This is a genomic window from Ensifer sp. NPDC090286, assembly GCF_044769565.1.
Classification (GTDB): Bacteria; Pseudomonadota; Alphaproteobacteria; order Rhizobiales; family Rhizobiaceae; genus Ensifer.
Genome location: NZ_JBIVYF010000002.1, coordinates 1,027,251 through 1,048,873, shown reverse-complemented (window position 1 = coordinate 1,048,873; position 21,623 = coordinate 1,027,251). Strand labels below are relative to the sequence as shown.

The window sequence follows — 21,623 nt, the reverse complement described above, 5'->3', positions numbered from 1 at the left end:
TAAGTCAAGGTGATGACTTGCCGCGGCCAAAAGCCGTGATCTTTTCGTGAGTTAGAATTGATTGGGCAAAATGCCGCAGCGCAGCATGCGTTTGGCGCCTTTCACGCGGCATTTGCCGGGAACGCCTGGAACCGATTGCCGCGCCCAAGGAGCCGAATCGGCGAAAATACGGGACTGACTGTCGCTCAGCGGGAGGTTCTCTGCCCCGAACCGGTGCGAATCGCGCGCCTTTGAGGTTGAATGGCCGCAAATTCCGAGGACCGAATCGGTCCTGGACAAAGCGCTGAGGCGATCAACCGTTGCATGCACCCCTCTACCAGACCGCGATCAACATCGCCGCGAAGGCCGCGTTCTATCTGTCGCTCGCGATGCTGCTGCCGGCCGCCGTCGATCTGTTCTATGGCCATCCCAACTGGAGGGTGTTTACCGGTTCGGCTTTTGCGACCGGCGCTCTGTCGCTTCTGGCGATCACCGCCACCCAGGGCGGCTCGCCGCTGTTCAGCCGCAAGATGGGCTTTCTCGTCGTCAACCTTCTCTGGATCGTCGTCTCGCTGGTCGGCGCAGTGCCCTTCTGGCTGTCGTCGCTGAAGCTCGATTTCGCGAAGGCCTTCTTCGAATCGGTTTCCGGCATCACGACGACGGGCTCGACCGTCATCAGCGGCCTCGACCATGCGCCGCCGGGCATTCTTCTCTGGCGCTCGATCCTGCACTGGCTCGGCGGTATCGGGATCGTGGCGCTCGGGCTCTTCGTCATGCCCTATCTCAGGGTCGGCGGCATGTCCTTCTTCAAGATGGAGTCCTCGGATACCACCGAAAAGCCATTCGCCCGTATCGTCACCTTCACGCGCGCCTTCATCCTGATCTATGTCGTGATGACGGTGACGTGCACGATCATCTTTTCCTATCTGGGCATGAGCCGCTTCGACGCGATCAATCACGCGATGTCGACGGTCGCGACCGGTGGCTTTTCCACCCACGATGCCTCGCTCGGCTATTTCAAAAGCCTGCCGATCCTCTGGGTCGCAACCTTCTTCATGACGCTGAGCAGCCTGCCGTTTTCCGTGCTCATCCTCTTCATCGTTCGCGGCCGGCTCGACACGCTCAAGGATCCGCAGATCATCGTCTTTCTGTCCTATCTGACGGCACTTGCGCTCGCCGCAAGCCTCTACCAGCGGATCGTCAACGGCGTCTCGGCGCACGAGGCGTTGGCGCACGGCTTCTTCACCGTCTCATCCATCCTGTCGACCACCGGTTTTGCCAGTGACGATTACATGCTCTGGGGTGAGTTCATCGTCGCACTTGCCTTTGCGGCTACCTTCATGGGCGGTTGCTCCGGCTCGACGGCCGGCGGCATGAAGGCCTACCGGTTCATCATCATCTTCAATTCGATCCGCGCTGGTCTTTTCAAGCTGATCTACCCCAACGCGGTTCACACGGTGCGCTACGGCAAGACACTTGTCGACATAGACGTGCAGCGCACCGTGTTCATGTTTTTTACGGCCTACATGTTCATCTGGGCTTTCGGGAGCCTCGCCTTGGGGGCCATGGGCTATGATCTCGTCACGGCGGTGTCGGCGGTCGCAACAGCGCTTTCAAACGTTGGCGCCGGGCTCGGCCCGATCATCGGGCCGGCCGGCAATTTCTCGACGCTGACCGACCCGGCACTTTATCTCCTGTCACTCATGATGCTGCTCGGTCGTCTGGAAATCCTGACGGTTCTGGTCATCCTGACGCCGCTGTTCTGGAGGGATTGAGCACTATGGCGACTTTTTGAAATCATCGTCCTTGCGCAACTTGTAAGCAGGTTGCCCATCTGGTGGATTCTGTCGCTTTTTTGAGGCGGTGTTTCGCGGCTGGTGGGAGGACCCCAATAACTAGCTAAGGCGGCAGTGTCATCAGCAGGCGAAACCCACCTAAAACTGGGTGAATGGCCAATCGACGTGATGAACCTGATGATCCACCAGAACGTTGTATATTGCTTGCGACGTCGCTGTTTTCTCCGCAGCATTCTGGAACAATCCCCAAACAGCGTTGCCGCCCCAACGCAATCGCATCAGCAACCATCATCGTAGGGTGCCGCACCCGCCACCTGAGTAATCAGGGTCGCAGCCGTTCTGGGATCGATATTGCGGCATGCGCATGCCAGGTAGCTTTTCGCTGTCGCTCCTCAAGTAACCACGCGACGGCCAACTGCAAGAGGCAACCGGCAACCAGTAATATCACTTGTGACAGAAGCGACGGGTTTGGTGTGGCGGCCACAAGGGTCTTGGCTACGCAAACAAGGAGTACGCCGACGGAAAAAACGGGAAGGCTGTGCTTACCGGCAGCGCAGACCAGGCGAAAGGCTGGCAGACTGGCTGCGAGCTGCACGGCTCGGATGTTCCAGGCAAGATACAGGATCGCCAGTACGTTTAGGATGCGCAGCGGCCCGCTGTTCGTTTTAGAAACGAGCTGATGATACAGCTCGCTGAACGGCGGCTCGGTAAGGCGAAGATACACGGCAAGATTTATCGGGATGGCAGTGATTGCAAAGATGGCGGCCGCGAGGAACACCAAGCGATTGTCCCTGAGTACGGGCATCGACCGTTTCAGTCCAATGCCGACAACGATCCCGATGATGAACAAAAACTGCCAAGAAAACGGATCAAAATACCACTCACGTCCATCTAGGGCCCAGTTCCGAAGATTGATGTGACCAATCCCAGCCGCCAGCCAGACCAGGCACGAAAAGCTCAACAACATCGTTCGCGAGCGACCGTGAAGCCACATGGCAAAAGGGGCGAGACCAAGCAGCACCACATACAAAGGCAGGATATCGAGATTACCCGGCATGTACATGAGCAAAACGGCCTCGGCTGCATGCTGGAAAGGCGCCCCCCAGAATAAATTCATATCGGACCAAGCTGATGGACCAACGGCCAGCGTCAGTGCGGCCGAGATGCTTGCCAGAACCGAAAACAACAATACGTGGACGAGATACAAGGCGAAGGCCCGTTTCCACGGCCGCAGGAATAGGACCGAACCGTCGGTCCGATAGTAGGCAAGGGCAGCGGATATTCCAGCCAAGAGAACAAAGACATCGGAAGCATCCGCGAAACCGCGAGAATGCTGCACAAAACCCGAAAACGTGAACTCGGAGTGGCCGACGAAGATCAAGAGGAGAGCGAGTCCACGCAGAAGATCAATCCTGCTTTCTCGTTGCTTCTCCATTTATCTCCCCGTTTGGATTTCGACGGCGCTAAGGCGTGAGGAAATCCATACGAGAAAATCGTTAGTTTCTGATATTCGGCTAAAGGAACATTTTTAACGAACTCGTTGAGCGAGTGTCACGTGGCGCCACGCGACAACCATGACCTTTGCCTCCTACCGTAGGCATGCAGGACTCGAGCGTTCAGAAATTTGTTAATCTCCAATCTCGGGAGAAACCGCCCGGGCGCACCCAAGCTCATGTTCCGGTTCGGACGACGACAAATAGCAAAGCGCTTGCGACAAGTAGCAGTGCTCCGAGCGTCGCTAGAATGATCGAAATCAGCTCACTGTCATATTTCGGCATATCGGTGTTCATCGCCACGATCTCACGGTTTGCGGCACGTATCATTTAAACATGATGATAACAATCATATTTTGTGAGGCTCACATCGGCAGATGTCATACGCCCGCAGCTACCATTCACTCTAAGCAGCCTCGGACCGTATCCGATCCGAGGTACGCAATTTGGTGGGTGCTGAGCCTCATGCGGCCTCGGTCTTGCGGCGCGTGCTGGCGCTTTCGATGTAGTACTTCTCATAGCGGTGGCGATAATGCTCGGCACCGCCAAAGTCGCTGTACTTTGCCAACTCCTGCATGTCGGTCTTGTTGATGATCACGCCGAGGATCTTGGCGTTGATCTGCGGCTCCGAATGCAAGAGATCGCGCACCAGCCGCGACGGCGTCCGGCCCCATTCGGCGACGAAGAGGAAGCCGTCCGCAAGCGGCGAGAAGGCCTTGGCATCGACGACCGGGGCGAGGGCCGCGAGATCGACGACGACATAGTCGAACGATTTGCGGGCGTTGTCGATGAGCTCGGCCATGGCCGGCGACGCGAGCAGCTCATGGCTGTCATAGGGCCCGTTGCCGTCCACAGCTTCACCGCCGACCGGCAGGATCGCAAGTTTCGTCTGCTGGTCGATCTTGATGCCCGCCGGCCAGGACGCCTGCCCGGTCAACGCTTCCACCAGACCGGCCTTCGGCGGCGGATTGATCATCTTGCTCAGACCTGGCTTGCGGATATCGGCATCGATCAAAAGGGTCTTCTTGCCGCTTGCAGCGAGAAGCGCCGCAAAATTCGCGGCGATGATCGACTTTCCTTCATCGGGCACCGCCGAGGCGATGCCGATGACGCGCGAACCGTTGCCGGTCAGCATCCTGTCGCAGGCAAGCTTGGCGTTGCGGAAGGTCTCGGTGAAGGAAGAGCGGGGGGCGTCGAGCACGATGCGGCTGAGCCGTTCGAACGATGGAGCCCCTTGCGTGACCGGCGGCGGCATCTTGTTCTTCATCAGCTTGGCGCGAACGAGATCCGTCGTTCCCGGATGACGTGGGCCGACCAAAGGAATGTAGCCGAACGACCGGTGGCCGAGGATGGAGCGCACGTCGCCTTCGAGCCGGAATGTCCGCTCGCGGAACTCCTGGAACGCGGCAAACGCGCCGCCCGCCATCAGGCCGAGCACGGCCGAAAGCGCCAGCACCATGGTCTTCTTCGGGCTCGATGGTGAGGTCGGGACGCCGGCGCTCGAAATCACCCGCGCCTTGGCGATAGGGAAGGAGCGCTGCTGTGAGGCCTGCTCGTAACGGTTCAGATAGGTTTCATAGAGCGTCTTCAGCGCAGCCGCCCGCTGCTCCAGTTCGCGCAGGTGCACGAGCGAGAGATTGGCGTTCGCGTTGCGGCCGGTGGTGCCTTCGATGTTTTCGCGCAGCGACGCTTCGCGTGAGCGCGCCACCTCGTATTCGTTTCGGTAGCTTGCCGTCAGCTGCTGCAGTTCCTGGAAGATCTGGCGGCCAACATCGGTCTTCTCCTTGCGCAGCGACACGGCCTGCGGATGATCGGCGCCGAAGCTCTGGCTCACATCCTGTTCCCGCTTGCTGACTGCAAGGTAGCGCGTGCGCAGATCGCGGATGACCGAGTTGTCGCCTTCCTTGGCGGAAATCGTGGCGTTCTTGACGGCAGTTTCCGGTCCCTGGTCGACGATTGCCTGGAACTGCTTGTAGCGCGCCGAAGCGCTTGCGCTGTCGGCCTGGGCAATGATCAGCTGGCTGTTGAGGTCGGCCAGTTGCTGTTCCGACATGAGTTCGCCGCGTGCCAGCGTCAGCCCGTTTTCACTGCGGTATTTTTCGACCTCCAGCGCGGCGGCCTGGGTGCGCTGTCGAAGGTCTGCAAGTCGTTCCTGCAGCCAGACCGAGGCTCGTTCCGTCGCCTCGAAGTTGGCGTTGAGTTGGTCGTTGAGATAGGCGTCGGCATAGGTGCGAACGATGCCAGCGGCAAGCTGCGGATCGCTCGAGCGATAGGCCAGCGAAACGACGGAGCTTCGCGTCACGCGTTCGACGGCCAGTCCCTGCTGCAGCAGTGCCGCTGCCTTTTGCCTCCGGCCGTTACGGGCCATGTCCTCGGAAATCTCCGGCCCGCTCGAGAAAATGCTCGTAACCGACTTCAGCCCGTCCTTGACGACGTCGAACGGCGAGCGCGGCGGATTGAGGACGGTATCGTTGTCGGCAAGGTTCATCTTGTCGACGACACGGAGGGCAAGTTCGCCGGATTTCAGGATTTCCACGGCGCTGGCAATCTGGGTGTCGAGCAGGGCGCTGTTTTGCGGCGGCGCCTGCTCTTCGGCAAATTTCGACAGGTTCTCGTCGAGAAGGACCTGCGTTGCCGACGTGTAGAGCGGTGTCGCGAAGACCAGGTAGGCGACACCGAGGGCGATGAAGAGCGCCACGAACAGGCCGACCGTTCTGGCGCGACGCAAGACGACCGAAAACAGACGATCTAGGTCGATGAAGCCGTCGGGCTCCTCCACGTTGCGCGGTACGACACTGTTGAAGGGGAGACTTCTTTGGTTCATTGGGTCGCTCTGTCCGTTTCCCTTTGGTCCGAAGGCTGGCGCCTCTTCTTTTCAAAAGAGGCGCCGAAGCCGGTTATGCGGCGCGGATGCGGCCTTCGTGAGACAGGACCATGTCCTTGACCGAGGCATAGACCGCGTCGCCGAGATCGGAACGCGCCAGCGCGAAGGCGACATTGGCCGCGATGAAGCCTTCCTTGGAGCCGCAGTCGAACGTGCGTCCATCATAGGGATGGGCGTGAAACGCTTGATTTTTCGACAGTTTCAGCATGCCGTCGGTCAACTGGATCTCGTTTCCGGCGCCGCGCGGCTGGTGGGCGAGGATGTCGAAGATCTGCGGCTGCAGGATGTAGCGACCGTTCAGATAAAAATTGGACGGGGCTTCGCCCATGCGCGGTTTTTCGACCATTTGGGTGACTTCGAAGCCATAGGGGACGGCGGCACCCTTGCCGACGATGCCATATTTCGAGGCATCTTCCGGAGCGCACTGTTCGACGCCGACGACGTTGCCACCGGTCTGGCGGTAGAGGTCGATAAGACCGGCCATGCAGCCGCGCCCGCCGTGGCAGAGCATGTCCGGCAGGAGCAGCGCGAAGGGTTCGTCGCCGATGACATCGCGGGCGCACCAGACGGCATGGCCGAGGCCGAGAGGCGCTTGCTGCCGGGTAAAGCTGACGGAACCGGCGCGCGGCAGCATCTCCTCCAGTTCGGAAACCTGGGCGTTCTTGCCGGAGCGGGTCAGCGACGAGATGAGTTCAGGCGTGTCGTCGAAGTGGTCTTCGATCGCCTGCTTGTTGCGGCTGGTCACAAAGACGATGTGCTCGATGCCCGCTTCACGGGCTTCATCGACCGCATATTGCACGACCGGACGATCGACGATCGTCAACATCTCCTTCGGTATCGCCTTCGTCGCGGGAAGAAACCGCGTTCCATTGCCGGCGACCGGGATCACAGCTTTCCTGACGGTCCTGATACGGTCCATGGTCTTATCCTTTACTTACGTGCGGGCTTTCGCCCGAGTTGGGTCGTTCGGCCGCCACCGTCGAGGTGGCAGGCGTCATGCGTGCGATTGGCGCAAGCAGCCGGCGCAATCGCACGGCGATCGGCATTCTGAGGTGCCGAAGCGCTCTGGGGTTGGTCAGAGCCACCCGGGTGGCTCCGGCCAGCGATCTGGATTTCAGGTGTTCGACGAGGCGAAGGAAGGCGTGCGCTTCCACGAGGCTTTTCTCGCGCCGGCGCTGCATCGCCATCGCCTCGGCATTAAGCTCGTACCTGGCGAGGAACTCCCGGTCGGCCGTCATCATCGCTTCGATGTGGCGCAGTTCGAGCACGCGCGAGATCGAGCCCTCGCGGATGTGGTAGCAATAGCCGGCCGAGGGATCGATGGCGCAGCGGCCGCCACGGGCAAGCGCCGAGGCGAGCAGGATGTAATCCTCGCCGATCCGGATCGTCTCCTCGAAGCGCAAGCGATGGTCGTTGAGGAACCGACGCTCGAAGATCGGCTTCATGTAGCCGAAATTGAAGGTCGAGCGGAAAAGCACGTTGGAACCGATGAAGGCTGCAAGCGTCAGCGTCCGTCGGCACTCAAGCTCGGCTTCGGGGAACATGCGCTCTAGTCGCCCGTCGAGATTGAGGACGTCTATATTGTCGACCGCGATCGAGGCACCGGTTGCGGAGGCGATACCGATCATGCGCGACAGTCGCTCTGGGTTGACAGTATCGTCCGCGTCGAGAATGGCGATCCAGGTGCCGCGCGCCGCTTCGAGGCCGGCATTGCGCGCGCCTCCAGGCCCGCGGTTTTCGGCAAGCCGCAGCAGCCGCACGCGCGGATCAGCGACTTCCTCGACGACCGTGCAGGTCTCGTCCTTCGAGCAATCGTCGACGACGATCACTTCGACGTCGACGCCTTTCTGCGCAAGCGCACTGTCGATGGCGCGTCGGACCGTTTCGGCAGCATTATAGGCCGCGATGACGAAGCTGACGTCGGGGGCGTGTTGCGTCATCAAGCGGTCGCCGCTCCGTATTGCTGAAGCTCGCGCACGCCGATGAGGCCGCTGACGACGCCCGCATGCATGATTGCGCGCAGCGCGTAGCGCGAGCGGGCGACCGGCGATCCGAGCAGCAGCAGACTGGCGACCGCGCAATAGCCTGATTTCGCTGTCGCGCGGACGATTTCGGCAACGCGGCTGCCGGCTTGGCCCGGTTCACCCAAGAGCCGGCCATGGGTCTGGCCGGAACGGAAGCGCCGTTTTGCCAGCCAGGCAAGCCGCGCGCGTTTCTCCGGTACCGGTTCGAAGACTAGCGCATCGGGTGCGTAGGCCAGACGCCCGCCATCCGCATGCATGTGGCGGAAGAATTCCGTATCCTCGCCGCCTGTCTGCCCGAGCGCCAGATTGAACCGCCTGTTGAAAACGACGGGGCGGGTGAGATCGATGAGGACATTGCAGGTATAGCCCGTGCGGATCTCGCCATCGACCCAGACCGGCCGGGTCGAATGAAAGTCGCCGCGGCGCATCCAGTTCGGGGCAGACAGCGTGTATTCGGCGCGAACCGGGCCGAGCACGACATCGGCGCCGGTCGTCTGCGCGGTATCGAGCAATTGCACGAGCCAGGTCCTCGACACCGTCTCGTCGTCGTCGACGAAGGCGAGATAGTGCCCGGTGCTGTTGTCGAGACAGGCGTTGCGGGCGATCGAAATGTTCGACGCCGGGCAATGCACGTAGAGGATCTCGCAAGGCATGGTCGGGCGCATCTGGTTGACAAGCGCCTCCGCACTCGGCGTCACGTCGTTGTCGGCGACGATAATGCGGATCGCCACATCGGCGGGCACGGTGATGAGCGCGAGGGAATGCAGCGTTTCTGCAAGTTCCGGCCGGCGAAACGTGCACACTGCTATGTCGATCTGCGTCCGCGCGACGGTGTTGGTCATGGTGCCACCCTCCGGTTACGCGTGGTGAGCAATTCCCGCCAGAAGCCGGCCGACCAGGCAAAATGCATGACCATTGCCGAAACGGCAGCGAGCGGGCCGTAGGGGTTCTTCTGGCCGAGCGCCATCCACATGCCGTAGCCGATGCAGGCCGCAGCCCAGAGCACGACCGGAACGACGGCAAGCCAGCTGACGACCGCGAGCAGCGCGCCGACGGCGACCGGGGCGACGGCAAGCGGCAGCAGCTGCCTGAGATTCGGCCAGGCGCGGTGCTTCAGCACATTGCGCGCACGTCCGCGGCCATAGGCGAAATACTGGCGGAAGAGCGGCCCGACCTTGGCGCGGGGGTAGTAGACCATGCTGGTCCGGTCGGTCATCCAGATGCGGTAGCCTGCCTGACGGAAGCGATAGTCGAACTCCGCATCTTCGTTGTGGCTGAAGATCTCGTCATAGCCGCCGATCGCCTGGAAGGCGGAAATTCGCATCAGCGCATGGTGACCGTGATCGGCCCAGTGGCTCGTCGCGCCCAGCCGGTGCTTGGCGCCGCCATTGCCGAGCTTGGAATTCTGGGCGTAGGCGGTGGCCTTCTGGAAGGGGGTGAAGCCAACCGTCTGCATGGCGACGACGACCGAATCCGCGCCGGTCTGAAGCGCCTCTTCGACGAGACGCTCGCAGTAATCTTCCGGATAGGTGCCGTGCGCGTCGATGCGGATCATGTAGTCGAAGTCGGCGCCGTGGCTGGCGACGGCGAGATTGATCGCCGCGCTCTGGATGCGCTTCGGATTGTCGATCACCAGCACGGCCGGATCCTTCTCGGCCAGACGCGCCGCGATCTCACGGGTGCCGTCGGTGCTGCCGCCGTCAGCGATCAGGATGGCACCGTTGAGGCGCCTTGCCGCGGGCAGCAAGGCTTCGACGAGGCCTTGCAGATGTTCCGCCTCGTTGAGGCAGGGAATGACGATGAGAATACGCATGCTCATGACAATCCACCTTCGTTCTGGGGCGTTGAGGCATTTTGATGTGCTTGCGGGAATTCCAGCGCGATGCGCGGCGGGGCGGCGGACGTAGCGGCCGACAGGCGGCGCACGAGACCCTCGCAATCGCTGCGATTGAAGATCCAGGTTTCCGGCGCGCAGGCAGCGATCCGCCGGGAGGTGGCGTCGTAAATCTCTGAGGTCATCGACCCCATGAGCGCGGCAAGTGCGGCGGGATCAGCTTCGTCGAGCAGCACGCCAAGGCCGCGTATGGCCAGGAACCGCGCGGTCTCGGTGCCGCGCAGCGCGATCGGCACCCGCCCAAAGCGGCAGCCTTCATAGAGCCGGTTCGGCAGCAGCCATTTGGAGTTCTGGCCTTCCTCGAAGAAGTCGATCGCCCAGGTGAAGTGCACGTCGGAGTAGATCGCGCCAAGCTCTTCCGGGCTGCGATAGGGACCGTGGAACGTCATAAAAGGCTCGTTGCGGATGAAGCCGTCGAAGTCGTCGAACTCGCGATAGGCCGGCCGGCCGCGAAGCACGATTTCGAAGCGGCCCTCCATGCGGCGCGAGAAGGACGCCAGCAGCGCCAGCGATTTGCGGCAGCGCAGAGCACCGAACCAGCCGATCCGCCACGGGCCATCCGTCGGTGCGGCGGCAGCAGTCACCGATGGCCGCGCATCGGTTTCGTCGAGCTCGAGCACCTTGTTCTCAAGCATCATGGTCGGGGCCGAAATACCCGATAGCGGGCGGAAATAGTTCTCGACGAAGGCAGGAGAACTGGTGATCAACAGGCGCGCGTCGCGCCCAAGCAGGCGCTCGCTTGCCCGCAACGTCTTGCCAGCGATGCCGGGGGACAGGAGCAGGCGGTGAATGTCGAGGCATTCGTAGACGATCGGCACGTCACCGCCGAAGAGGCTGGCGGCCTTTCTGGCGATGGCCAGCATATCGAGGTTGCGGGCAATGATCAGGTCTGGACGTTCGACGCCACGCAGCGCCTGCTTCAGCGAGATGCAGCTTTTCGCGATCGCACCGACACGCTGGACGAACCGACCGTCATGCGTGGTGCCGAGCTCGACCGGTACGATGCCCTCGATCGTCGCCAGCGGGTTTGCGTCGCGCCTGAAGCCTGCAAGCGTCAGCTGTGCGCCGCCTGCAAGCAACATCAGCACCCGCCGGCGAACAGCGGGGTCGGCAAGATCCTGTGCGAAGTAAAGTATCTTCAGCATGAACATCCAGTTTTCTGTCCGGCCGCGCCGGGCATGGTTCAAATTTCGCGCCGTGCAGTGGCGGGAGCCAGGCTGCCGACCGTGCTCCCGCTCGTCGGCTAGTTCGTCTTGCAGGCAATCGACTCAGGGAACTGGCAGTCGTCCCCCGGTGCGGTGAAAGCCACCCGATCGACCTGCATCATCGAGGGACCCTTGTAGGCAAAGGCGCCCATCCAATCCGTCAGGGTGTCCGTTCCCCAAAGGCTGAAGAAAATCTTCTGCGGATTGGCCGGGATCTTCGCGGGATCGGTGACCTCGTGGACCAGTTCGCCATTCACGTAATAGCGAATGCGCTCCTTCTCCCAGACGAAGGCGTAGTCGTTGAAGCCCTGGTTGGCACCTCCCGGCACATCGACCAGCTTCTCGTTGCCGCCCTTGGCCGAGACGTATTGGTTGATCTGAACCTTTGCCGGGTTCTTGCCGAGCACTTCGAAATCGATCTCGTCATGCGGCTTCTTGTCGGCTGGCCCGATATAGGTGAAGAAGGCGGAGTTCAGCCCCGAGCCGTCGGCCGTCTTGATCCGCGCCTCGTAGGCGCCGTAGCTGAAGCGCTTGCGGGTCTGGATTTCGCCGCAGGCGTAATTGCGCTCGCCGAGTTTTCCTTCGGTAAACGTCAGTTCGGCGATGCCGTTGGCGACCTTCGCCTGCTTCTTCGACCAGGTGCAGTTTTGATGCGCGCCATTGTTCCAGCCGTCCGAGACGTACCAGACGGCAGTGTCGAGCTTATCGAAATTGTCGATGAAAGAGGTACCCGTAGCGGTTCCTTCGGCCAGGGCCGGGCCGGCAAGGCTGGCGGCGAGGAGGGTGAGCAGGGCGAGGCGGTGAGGTCGTTTCGATCTCATGGTCAGGTCCTTTGCTGGGGGGAGGGACCGGCGCGAACAGCCCCTGTCCGCGCACGCATGTCGCGGGCGGAGCCGGTCCGGCTGCCGGTGAGAATTGCGGTGAGGGCGGGCAGCCAGCGCTCGGAAAGCGCGTAGGCGCCGGCGAGGAGGGCGATCGTGATGAGCGGAACCGCGCAGTAGAACGCCGGATAGTAGCCGATGTCCGATCGGTTCCAGATCATCCAGAGAAGCACGAGCAGCGGAAAATGCGTGCAGAAGATCCAGAAGCTGAGGCCACTGCCGCGCGAGAGCGCCGCGCCGATGTTCGTGCGCACGAGCAGTGCGGAAACAGCCCAGGAACCGACGATGCCGGAAATCGCAATCAGGCTGCGCAGCATTTCGAGCCACACGGGAAAGTTCGGCCCAAACTGAAAGAGCAGGACGGACAAGAGCACGGCTGCGCTCAGGAACGCGATGGTAATCGGCCAGGAAAAGCGATCGAAGCTGCGGACGTCGATGCGATGCAGGCTCATGTAGATGCCGGCGCTAAACCCGAAGAGGATCGACTTCTTTAGGAAGATGCCGTTCGGAACGGGCAAAACCGCATAGGCGAAGAGGACGGCGAGTGTCTGTGCCGGATAGCGCTTGATCAGCCAGGCGAGCACCGGCGAAAGAACGATACAAAGCAGGAGGTCGCGCAGGAAATAGAGCGGCAGATTGATCGGCAGATCCTCAAGCGCGAAGGCCAGGCTCAGCCATTCCCTGGGGCTGGCTCCGACGACCTCGGGCAGGTACCCCGAACTGATGTCCTTGGTCTGCGCGACGAAAACCAGAACGAGAAACGCCAGGTTCCACAACAGAAACGGCAACAGAACGGTCCGTGCCTTGGTCTTCAGCGTCCGGCCATAGTCGAAATTGTCGAGGCCGCGGCGGAACAGGAGATAACCGGAAATCGCGCTGAGACACGGGACACCGACACGGAAGAGGCTGTCGCCCAGGAAAATGCGCAACCAGTCGATGCCGCCGTAGGTGCCGACATACGGACTGGTCGCCGGATCATAGGGCACATGCACGAAGACAATGCCCGAGATCAGCACGATGCGCATCAGATTGATCCGCGAGGAGATATTCGCGTTCACATCAACGATGTCCGTCACCCCCATCTGGCAGCGCGTTTTGAAGCGGCCGTTTCAACAGAGCAGACCAGAGCCCGCACCCAGAAGATTAGGCTCGGGCGCGGATCAAAATATGGCGTCGCAACAAACGAATCGCCCTTGGTCCGCTGCGGTGCAGCATTAGGAAATGCGATGATGGTAGGAAAATAAGCCTATCGACTCGCGCGGACTGGAAAAAAACCACGACCTGGGCGTCAGTTGGGGAATATTAACAACGACTGATTTTCTGATGCTTATGCTTGTTGAAGTGCATGTGTAACGCTGAGAAGTTGTGCGTTTTTTCTTCAACTTTTCAGTAGAAACGATCACGCAAGCGTTATTGCTTGCCGAAATACGGCGAGGGTGGGGCAGCCTTTGGCACTCTTCCAGCCGCTACTCGGCTGCGGCCGGCACCGAGGTCGAAGCGCCCCGGGAACGAACCATATCGTTGAGCTTCGCCAACAGCGGCCGTTCGGTAGCGAGCACAAGCACCAGATAGATCAGGCCACCGATCGCCGCACCGACGAGAACCTGGAGCACCGCGCTTGGAAGCAGCGCGCCGTAGTGGTCCAGCAGCAGCCGGACGATGACGGCCATAATGAAGGCCGAGACCAGCGGCCTTACCGAAATCAGGAAGCCACGCAGGAAGGGTAGCTGGTCAGCGCGAAAGACCACCCAGGAATAGCCGACGAGCGTCGCGAGGTTTACGAGGCAGAGCGCGATCATCGCTTCGACCAGCGATCCCCCGATCGCGCCATAGGCGACGGCGGCGGTGGTGGCGATTGCCCGGATCACCGCCCACCAGAAGAGGGTCGCGCCCTGGCCGATGCCCTTGAGATAGGGAATGTAGGTGCTGCAGGGTGTCAGCAGGCCCTTCGACAGGGCGAGCAAGCCGAGGACCGGCCAAGCTGAGGCCCATTGCTGGCCGAAGAGCACGAGCATCGCCGGCTCGGCAAGCGCCCAGAGGCCGAACATCATCGGCGCAAGCAGCACAGTGGTGACCTGTGTGCTGAGCATCAGCGCCTGCGAGCGCCGCTGGCGGTCTTCGCCCATATGGCTGAAGGCGGGAAAGAGGACGCCCATGACCGCAGAAAGGACGATCTGGTTGGGAATGCTGGAAAAGCGGTTCGCCGCCGAGTAGGCGCCGGCATCCGAGAGACCGAGATAGCGGCTGATGACGACCATCGGCGATTGGAAGGTGACGAAGTTGGCGATCTCGGAGCCCATCATGCCGAAGCTGAAGCGGCAGAGCGAAAGAACGCGCCGTGCCGAAAACACGAAACGCGGGACGTAGCCGGAGACGGCATAGAGACCGGCAAGCCGGATGAACGCCGAAACGAAAAGCTGCGCAAGCAGCGACCAAACCCCGAAGCCGAGAAGTGCTGCCCCGACCGCGACGAGCGCGCCGAGGATTTCCGAAAGCATCGTCCAGACTGCGTCCTTGCTGAAATTCATCCGCCGGGCAAGCAGCGCATAGGCAACATCGCCCGCAAGCTGCAGCGGGATGAGCAGGCTCATGATCTGCAGCAGATGGCTTGCCTCCGGCGCGCCGAGCAAGGTCGCGAGCGGTCCGGCGAAGACGAAAAGTCCAAGCGCCATCATCAGCGAGACCGCTAGATTGGCCCAGAATGCGGAGTGGATGAGCTCCATGTCCTCATCGCGCTGGATGACCAGAGCCGAGGCAAGACCGGCCCCGCCGATCATCGCCAGAAACTGCACGACGGTGAGCGCGACCGCGACCGTTCCGAACTCTTCCGGCGTCAGGATGCGTGCCAGAATCGGCACGGTGACAAATTTCAGCCCGAATGTGCCTGTCTTTGAAAGGACGCTCCAGCCGACGTTCCGAGTCACAGACTTGGCGTTTACGTTTGAAGGCATGTGAGCATCCCGTGATGCCTTTGAAGGATTTCCGACAAAGGGCAAGCGCTAGATTAGAGGTCGCGACTCGGTGGGAGGAGACCACGCACTACTCTTTTAGAGAAACCGCAGGGGCGAAAAGATGGCGAAGCTGACTGTTATTATTCCCTACTACCAGAAGGAGCCGGGTATTCTTCGGCGCGCGCTCGCGTCCGTCTTTGCCCAGAGCTATCAAGACTTCCATGTCCTGGTGATAGACGATCAATCTCCTTACCCGATCGATGAGGAGTTGAGCCCGCTTGCAGATAGCGAGCGGGCGCGCCTGACGGTCATCCGGCAGGAGAACAAGGGCCCAGGCGGTGCGCGCAACACAGGGCTCGACAACGTTCCGACCGACTCGACCTTCGCCGCATTCCTCGATTCCGACGATATCTGGACCGTCGATCATCTCCAGAATGCGGTCGACAGCATGAGCTGCTACGGCGCCGACTGCTACTGGGCGTCGATCACCGGCAGCGAGGCGTTCTACTACCATTTTGGCGTCGCCGACCTCGAAGAGAGCGATACGGTCGTGCGCCTGCAGGAAAGCCCGCTTGTCGTCGAAATTCCCGATCTTTCCAATGTCATGCTGCGGAACTGGAGCTTCCTGCACCTCTCCTGCATGGTGATTGGCCGCAAGCTTTTCGAGACGGTGCGCTTTGATGCCGAGTTGCGTCTTGCGGCCGAGGACGTGTTGTTCTTCTGCGACTGCATTCTGGCTTCCAGCCGTGTCGTGCTTTGCGATGCGGCCGGTGCCGTGCGCGGGGAGGGCATCAACATCTTCCACTCGATCGACAACGATTCGCCGCAGTTCCTACAGCAGCAGTTCAACACCTTTGTTGCCCTTGAAACGTTGGAGCACCGGCTTTCGCGCAAGCCATCGGCCGTCGCGTCGATCCAGTCCTACCAGCATACGGCCCGGCGCCAGGCGCTCTGGAGCCAGGCGCGCCGTCTGAAGCGGCGCAAGTCTCCGCAGTTCCGGCTGCTGGCGCGTTGGGTCCTGCGCGATCCCAAGCTGTTGCAGAGCGCATTCGAGCTTGCCGTCGGCAAGTTCTCCCGTTCACGCTGATCCGGATAAAAACTCCTTTTGGAGGAAGAACAAGGCCGCCAGGCGCGGCATCGAACCTATCTCGCATTCTGAAAGAAGGGACCGCCCATGAAGCCCTATTATTGGGAATCTCAGCACGGCAATTTCGGCGACGACCTCAACCTCTGGCTTTGGGATTTCCTGCTGCCGGGTTTTCGCGATGTCCATGACGACATCCTCCTCGTCGGCGTTGGCACGGTGCTCAACCGTGCGCTTCTGCCCGATGGCGTCCGCAAACTCGTGATCGGCAGCGGTTTCGGCTACGGCACCTTGCCGGACATGCGCGATGCCGCCGAATGGGACCTTCGCTGCGTGCGCGGGCCGTTAACGGCCGAAAAGATCGGCCTTTCGCCGGAGCGCGGTATTGTCGATCCCGCGGTCATGGTCGCCGACATGCCGGAATTCCAGGGCCTACCGAAACTGTACAAGCGCAGTTTCATTCCCCATTGGGAAAGTGCGGTCGCCGGCATGTGGCCGGTCACCTGCGGCACCGTGGGCCTGCACTACATCGACCCGCGCGGCGAGGCCAAGAACGTGATCCGCGAGATCGCGCAATCGGAGTTCATTGTGGCCGAATCGATGCACGGGGCGATTCTCGCCGATGCATTCCGCGTTCCCTGGGTGGCGGTGACGACATCCGAAAGCATCAACAGCTTCAAGTGGAACGACTGGGCAAAAACCGTCGGTGTCGAGTACCGTCCCCGCCATGTGCCGGTCTCCAGCCGTACAGAAGCCATGATCAAGGGCGCGCGTTTCTGGGGCATGGGCTTCGAGGCGCAGACCGTGCCGGAGGCTGCGAACCTGCGATCCACTGACGACGAGGTGATCGTCGCGACCAGAGAACCGCGTCAGACGTTCTTGCGCAGTGCTGCCAAGCAGGTTCTCGCGGCACCGTCGACGCTGGCACTGTGGCAGGCGAGCCGGGCAGCGCCGCAATTGAGCAGCGACAGCCGGCTTGCGGAACGCAAGGAACGCTTCCAGGAGGCGTTGGCCGCCGTGCGGCGCGCCTACCTCTAGCACGTCGCAAACGACGCTCCGGACTGGATGCCGGAGCGTTTTCCACCCGCGATGGTTCGGCGCGGCGGCGGCGGAACGCTTGCTGCTAGCGTGCTTGCTCTGCGCCAACGGGCAGCAGATAACGCACTGCCGAGCCGCCGCTGGCCGGTGCCGCATCCTGGCGTGGCCTGAAACGCTCCGTCTTGTCTGCGAAAATGCCGGCGGTGACGGCCGTTGCGGCGCCTGGGCGGCGCATCAGGTAGCCGATTGCGGCCATTGCGCCGCGCTCATTCTTCAGGTCGAGGAAGTGGCGGTGCTGATAGCGGCCGCGCACGTGACGCTCGTGCCGTCGCACGGCAGCCGCCGCTTTACCGTCAAGGTCGTTTGCGGCAAGGACGACGCGGTCGGCCTCGTAGAGGCGCTTGAGATCGTCGGTCCGGTGGTTGCCGCTCAGCGAATTGCCGCGTACGATCGCGGCATAGCCGCAGCTTTGAATGACCTTGTAGCGCGCGCCCTTGGCCAGCGCGCGAAGATAGAGGTCGTAATCCTCCCCAAGCCGAAGCGCCTCCTGATAGCGGATACCATGCTCGTCGAGGAAGCGGCGGCGCATCAGCGGCTTCAGGAAGCCGATCTCGCCACGTTTCACGCCCGGCCGCGAGATATTGCCCTCGACGAAATCAATGAGGCTGAGAAGGCGCGGCCGCGGCGGGAAGTCATCGACCCTTGGAGCCGCACCAGTCGCTGCGGCCTCGCCCATGAAGGCGATGTTGTCGGCGATGAAATCCCATTCGTCTTCTGCGAGCAGCCGGCCGAGCCTGCCCGGCAGAAAGAAATCGTCGGCGTCGAGGATTGCCAGAACCGGGGCGCGGCTGATGGCGATCGCATGGTTGCGGGCCGCTGACGGGCCGCGATTGCTTTCGAAGCGTGCGATGGTCAGCCGACCGCTATGGTCGTCGGCAGACCGCGCGGCGGCGACGGTCCGATCGGTGGAGCCGTCGTCGACCACGATCACTTCGGCGGTTTCCGGTTCAGCCAGCGCCGACGCGACAGCACGGGCGATGGTCGCCTCGGCATTCTTTGCAGCAATGATAACGCAGACTTCTGTCCGGGCGACTGTGGTCATGAGGGCCTCCAGTATCCTGTCTCGCGGGCAGCGCGGCGCCTATCGGCCAAATGGACTGCACCAGTTCTCGATCGCTGCATGATGAAGTCGGATCATCGGCGACCCGCTAGATCATGCAGTGCCGGCATGGAAACTTGCCGTAACGGGCGGCACCATGCAGGGCGATCATGTCGCAACCGCGTCGAAAGAGATTTTTTTGAAGAATGGGAAGGCGGGCCGACCCGGCCGTGCGGTCAACGGTTGAAGTGACCAGGGCGGTCGAGGCGGTGGTTATTGCTGCCCGGCTTGTCGTCGTTGGCCGACTGCAGCACTTCAGCCTGCTTTTTTCCACGCTCACGCGCCTTCCTCCAGATGAGGAAGACGACGGCGAGGAAGTAGCCGATCTGAATGAGCACCGCACAGATCGCCGTCTGGATCAGGGTGGATGTGAGCGAGCCATTGAGGAAATAGGTGACGACAGCAAAAACCGTTAGGGCGCCGATCATACTCACGAAGACGCGTGGTGCGTACATGGCACTAGCTCGCAATCGGTTCTATCGTTGCAGACGTCATCGCAAAATCGGCCTTTCCTCTGCAAATGTTAATATATTGGCGACGGACATCGGCTGCAACCGGCAATAGCCGCCGCTTTGCTACATAGAAACAGGCAAATCTTTATCTCGCGTTTCGAACAGTGACGATCGAATCAAAATCAGTTGATTGGCCTCAAGCGCCATTGTGACGCGAGCCTACGCTCGGCAGCTGATTTTCCACCTGCCGTCGGAAAGCGGTCTGCGCGTCGCCCGATGGTTGCCGCCGTCCTCACGTGCTGATCAACTTTTATTACAAGTTTGAACGATGTCGCGAGCGTTTGTGTGCGCCGCAAAGACTTGGTGCGCCGCAACAAAATTTGCGAAATATGGGCCGCCGACAATTTCGGAGCAGGGAAAATCACGCGCCCGAAGCTCAAGGAAAACATCGACCTGCGAAGATATCGCTACTTCTCCGGAAATGTAATTTGGCATGTCGAAAACAATACAGGGATACGTGCGAGGTGATACTTTTTCTAGCAATAATATAACGGCAGCCGTCCCGGGAAATATTTCATATTCGAAAGTGGTGATATACGCATTTTGGCCGCGGCGCTGATGCCCGCCTTTATTTCGCCTTCAAAAAGCAAATCCTTACCAAACGTTCATTATTCACGATGAGCGCGCCTCAGCGTGGTCTAAAGGCCCCTTCTGGGGAGACCGACAAATCGCCAAACGTAAATGGAGTCACCTCTATGAAGTCTGCGACCAGATCGGCCAATTCGCCGTTTTTCAGTGCCGCAGAGTTTGCGGCAGTTCCGCCTGTGGGTGGTGTTTCGAAGCGTGGCTTCGACGTGCTTGCCGCTTCCCTCGCCCTCGTTTTCCTAAGCCCGCTGTTCCTGATGCTGATGGCGCTCGTCAAGCTTTCCGACGGCGGCAGCATCTTCTACGGCCACCGCCGCGTCGGCCATAGCGGCAAGTACTTCCGGTGCCTCAAGTTCCGCACGATGCGCCCTGACGGAGACCGGATTCTGCAGGACTATCTCAAGGCCAACCCGGCCGCCTATGAGGAATGGCGCGCGACGCGCAAACTGCAGGATGACCCGCGTGTCACGGTCGTCGGCAGCGTCTTGCGCAAACTCAGCCTCGATGAGCTGCCGCAACTCTTCAACATCGTGCGCGGTGAAATGAGCATCGTTGGTCCGCGCCCGGTGGTGGAGGACGAACTGGAACTCTACGACAGCGCCGCCGTCTACTACCTGCAATCCCGCCCCGGTCTCACCGGCCTTTGGCAGATTAGCGGGCGCAACGACGTCTCCTACGCAACCCGCATCGCGTTCGACACTCAGTACGTCCAGAACTGGTCGCTGCTGAGCGACTTTTCCATTGTTGTCAGGACCATTCCCGCCGTTTGCCTTTCGCGCGGCAGCTACTGACGAAACAGCGCCTAAAAAGCCCCCGCGACCGGTCGCGGGACGGCGCCCCTTCATTCGGGAAGCCCAAATGAAAAAACACAATCTGTCGGGAAAGTCGCGCATGCCGCGCACGCTGCCCCGTTTCCTGCGCCGCGCCGCTCTCATCGCCGCGGCGCTCACTTTCGCTTATCCGGCTTGGGCCGACGAGTACCAACTCGGCACCATGGACAGGCTGAGGATCCGAGTGGCCGAATGGCAGACCGCTGAAGGAGCCGTCCGCGACTGGTCTGTTGTCAGCGGTGAGTACACGGTCGGTCCTTCTGGAGCGCTTTCCTTGCCCTTCATCGGCGACCTGCCGGCAGCCGGCAAGACGACGACCGAAGTCGGCGAAGCGATCGGCGAGAAGATGCAGACGCTCTTCGGTCTGCGCGACCGACCGTCCGCCTCCGTCGAGCTTGCGCAATACCGCCCGGTCTATCTCGCGGGCGAGGTGCAGAAGCCCGGCGAATATCCCTTTGCGCCCAATCTGACGGTGCTGAAAGCCGTAAGCCTCGGCGGCGGTCTGCGTCGCTCCGAAAGCGGTCAGCGCTTTGCCCGCGACTACATCAATGCGCATGGCGATTCGAGCGTCCAGACGTCTGAGCGTAACCGGTTGTTGATCCGGCGCGCCCGCCTTCAGGCCGAGATCGCCGAAAAAGAAGGCATCGAGCTACCGAAGGACCTTCAAGGGGTACCGGGCATCGACAAGCTTCTCGTCAACGAGACGGCGCTGATGGCCTCGCGCGACAGGAAGCAGAAGCTGCAATTGAAAGCGCTTGCCGATCTGAAGTCCCTGCTCGAAAGCGAAATCCAGTCGCTGGCAAAGAAGACGGAAACCCAGAATCGCCAGCTCGAGCTCGTCGTCGAAGACCGCGAGAAAGTCGAGAGCCTTGCCGAAAAAGGCTTGGCGCTCAGCCAGCGCAAATTGTCGTTGGAGCAGCGCGTTGCCGAATTGCAGGCTGCTCTTCTCGACATCGACACCGCTTCGCTGAAGGCGAAGCAGGATGTCAGCAAGGCGGGCCAGGACGAAACCAATCTTCGTAACGACTGGGACGCCCAATTGGCTCAGGACCTGCAGAACACCGAGGCCGAACTCGACACGCTTTCGATCAAGCTCGGCACCAGCCGCGATCTGATGGCCGAAGCGCTGTTGCAATCGGCCGAAGCCGCACAGTCGAAGGACAATACGGCGGAGGCCACGATCGCCTATTCGATCATGCGCGAGCGCGACGGCAAGCCGACGGAGATCGCCGCCGACGAAAACACGCCTGTATTGCCCGGTGACGTGATCAAGGTCGAAGCCAACCTGGCAACGCAGTAGGACCGGCT

17 protein-coding genes are annotated in these 21,623 nt (G+C 61.1%); 5 read left to right on the top strand and 12 right to left on the bottom strand.

From position 1 onward, the window contains the following. Positions 1 to 299: 299 nt before the first annotated feature. The gene (locus ACIQUG_RS14955) at positions 300 to 1,754 is read left to right on the top strand and encodes a TrkH family potassium uptake protein (RefSeq protein WP_402322952.1); all 1,455 of its coding nucleotides are present in this window, start codon (positions 300 to 302) and stop codon (positions 1,752 to 1,754) included. A 343-nt stretch (positions 1,755 to 2,097) separates the two neighbouring features. Here the strand turns inward: ACIQUG_RS14955 and ACIQUG_RS14950 are convergent, their stop codons facing one another. From ACIQUG_RS14950 to ACIQUG_RS14905, 10 genes are all read right to left on the bottom strand, one after another. Then, complete coding sequence (locus ACIQUG_RS14950) at positions 2,098 to 3,210, bottom strand: OpgC family protein (protein WP_402322951.1); 1,113 nt, start codon at positions 3,208 to 3,210, stop codon at positions 2,098 to 2,100. A gap of 521 nt (positions 3,211 to 3,731) precedes the next feature. After that, positions 3,732 to 6,092, bottom strand: coding sequence for a polysaccharide biosynthesis tyrosine autokinase (locus tag ACIQUG_RS14945; protein WP_402322949.1), 2,361 nt, complete (start codon positions 6,090 to 6,092; stop codon positions 3,732 to 3,734). 73 nt (positions 6,093 to 6,165) lie between these two features. Next, entirely contained in the window at positions 6,166 to 7,071 is a 906-nt protein-coding gene (locus tag ACIQUG_RS14940; RefSeq protein WP_402322947.1) for a UTP--glucose-1-phosphate uridylyltransferase, read from the bottom strand. Between the two features lie 4 nt (positions 7,072 to 7,075). Then, complete coding sequence (locus ACIQUG_RS14935) at positions 7,076 to 8,092, bottom strand: glycosyltransferase family 2 protein (RefSeq protein ID WP_402322945.1); 1,017 nt, start codon at positions 8,090 to 8,092, stop codon at positions 7,076 to 7,078. Continuing rightward, complete coding sequence (locus tag ACIQUG_RS14930) at positions 8,092 to 9,018, bottom strand: glycosyltransferase (protein ID WP_402322943.1); 927 nt, start codon at positions 9,016 to 9,018, stop codon at positions 8,092 to 8,094. Before ACIQUG_RS14930 ends, ACIQUG_RS14935 begins: the two co-directional genes overlap by 1 nt. Continuing rightward, on the bottom strand, positions 9,015 to 9,989 hold the full coding sequence (locus ACIQUG_RS14925; protein ID WP_402323040.1) for a glycosyltransferase family 2 protein: 975 nt from the start codon (positions 9,987 to 9,989) through the stop codon (positions 9,015 to 9,017). The genes ACIQUG_RS14930 and ACIQUG_RS14925 overlap by 4 nt, the downstream gene beginning before the upstream one ends. Positions 9,990 to 9,991: 2 nt before the next feature. Beyond that, positions 9,992 to 11,215, bottom strand: coding sequence for a glycosyl transferase family 1 (locus tag ACIQUG_RS14920; protein WP_402322941.1), 1,224 nt, complete (start codon positions 11,213 to 11,215; stop codon positions 9,992 to 9,994). Between the two features lie 98 nt (positions 11,216 to 11,313). After that, the gene (locus ACIQUG_RS14915) at positions 11,314 to 12,096 is read right to left on the bottom strand and encodes a glycoside hydrolase family 16 protein (RefSeq protein WP_402322939.1); all 783 of its coding nucleotides are present in this window, start codon (positions 12,094 to 12,096) and stop codon (positions 11,314 to 11,316) included. 2 nt (positions 12,097 to 12,098) lie between these two features. Then, the gene (locus ACIQUG_RS14910; RefSeq protein WP_402322937.1) at positions 12,099 to 13,214 is read right to left on the bottom strand and encodes an acyltransferase; all 1,116 of its coding nucleotides are present in this window, start codon (positions 13,212 to 13,214) and stop codon (positions 12,099 to 12,101) included. A gap of 408 nt (positions 13,215 to 13,622) precedes the next feature. Beyond that, positions 13,623 to 15,107, bottom strand: coding sequence for a lipopolysaccharide biosynthesis protein (locus tag ACIQUG_RS14905; RefSeq protein WP_402322935.1), 1,485 nt, complete (start codon positions 15,105 to 15,107; stop codon positions 13,623 to 13,625). A gap of 121 nt (positions 15,108 to 15,228) precedes the next feature. Between ACIQUG_RS14905 and ACIQUG_RS14900 the strand changes: the two genes are divergently transcribed. Together ACIQUG_RS14900 and ACIQUG_RS14895 are read left to right on the top strand one after the other, a co-directional pair. After that, complete coding sequence (locus tag ACIQUG_RS14900) at positions 15,229 to 16,194, top strand: glycosyltransferase family 2 protein (protein WP_402322933.1); 966 nt, start codon at positions 15,229 to 15,231, stop codon at positions 16,192 to 16,194. An 87-nt stretch (positions 16,195 to 16,281) separates the two neighbouring features. Beyond that, positions 16,282 to 17,229: a polysaccharide pyruvyl transferase family protein gene (locus ACIQUG_RS14895; RefSeq protein WP_402322931.1), complete on the top strand. Its 948-nt coding sequence runs from the start codon at positions 16,282 to 16,284 to the stop codon at positions 17,227 to 17,229. Between the two features lie 85 nt (positions 17,230 to 17,314). Here the strand turns inward: ACIQUG_RS14895 and ACIQUG_RS14890 are convergent, their stop codons facing one another. Both ACIQUG_RS14890 and ACIQUG_RS14885 read right to left on the bottom strand, forming a co-directional pair. Next, positions 17,315 to 18,331, bottom strand: coding sequence for a glycosyltransferase family 2 protein (locus tag ACIQUG_RS14890; protein WP_402322929.1), 1,017 nt, complete (start codon positions 18,329 to 18,331; stop codon positions 17,315 to 17,317). Positions 18,332 to 18,564: 233 nt separating this feature from the next. Beyond that, complete coding sequence (locus ACIQUG_RS14885; protein WP_402322927.1) at positions 18,565 to 18,843, bottom strand: exopolysaccharide production repressor protein; 279 nt, start codon at positions 18,841 to 18,843, stop codon at positions 18,565 to 18,567. 752 nt (positions 18,844 to 19,595) lie between these two features. Here ACIQUG_RS14885 and ACIQUG_RS14880 point away from each other — a divergent pair. Both ACIQUG_RS14880 and ACIQUG_RS14875 read left to right on the top strand, forming a co-directional pair. After that, a complete protein-coding gene (locus ACIQUG_RS14880) occupies positions 19,596 to 20,276 on the top strand; it encodes a sugar transferase (RefSeq protein ID WP_402322924.1) in 681 nt (226 codons plus the stop codon). 67 nt (positions 20,277 to 20,343) lie between these two features. Continuing rightward, complete coding sequence (locus tag ACIQUG_RS14875; protein WP_402322921.1) at positions 20,344 to 21,615, top strand: polysaccharide biosynthesis/export family protein; 1,272 nt, start codon at positions 20,344 to 20,346, stop codon at positions 21,613 to 21,615. Positions 21,616 to 21,623 lie beyond the last annotated feature (8 nt).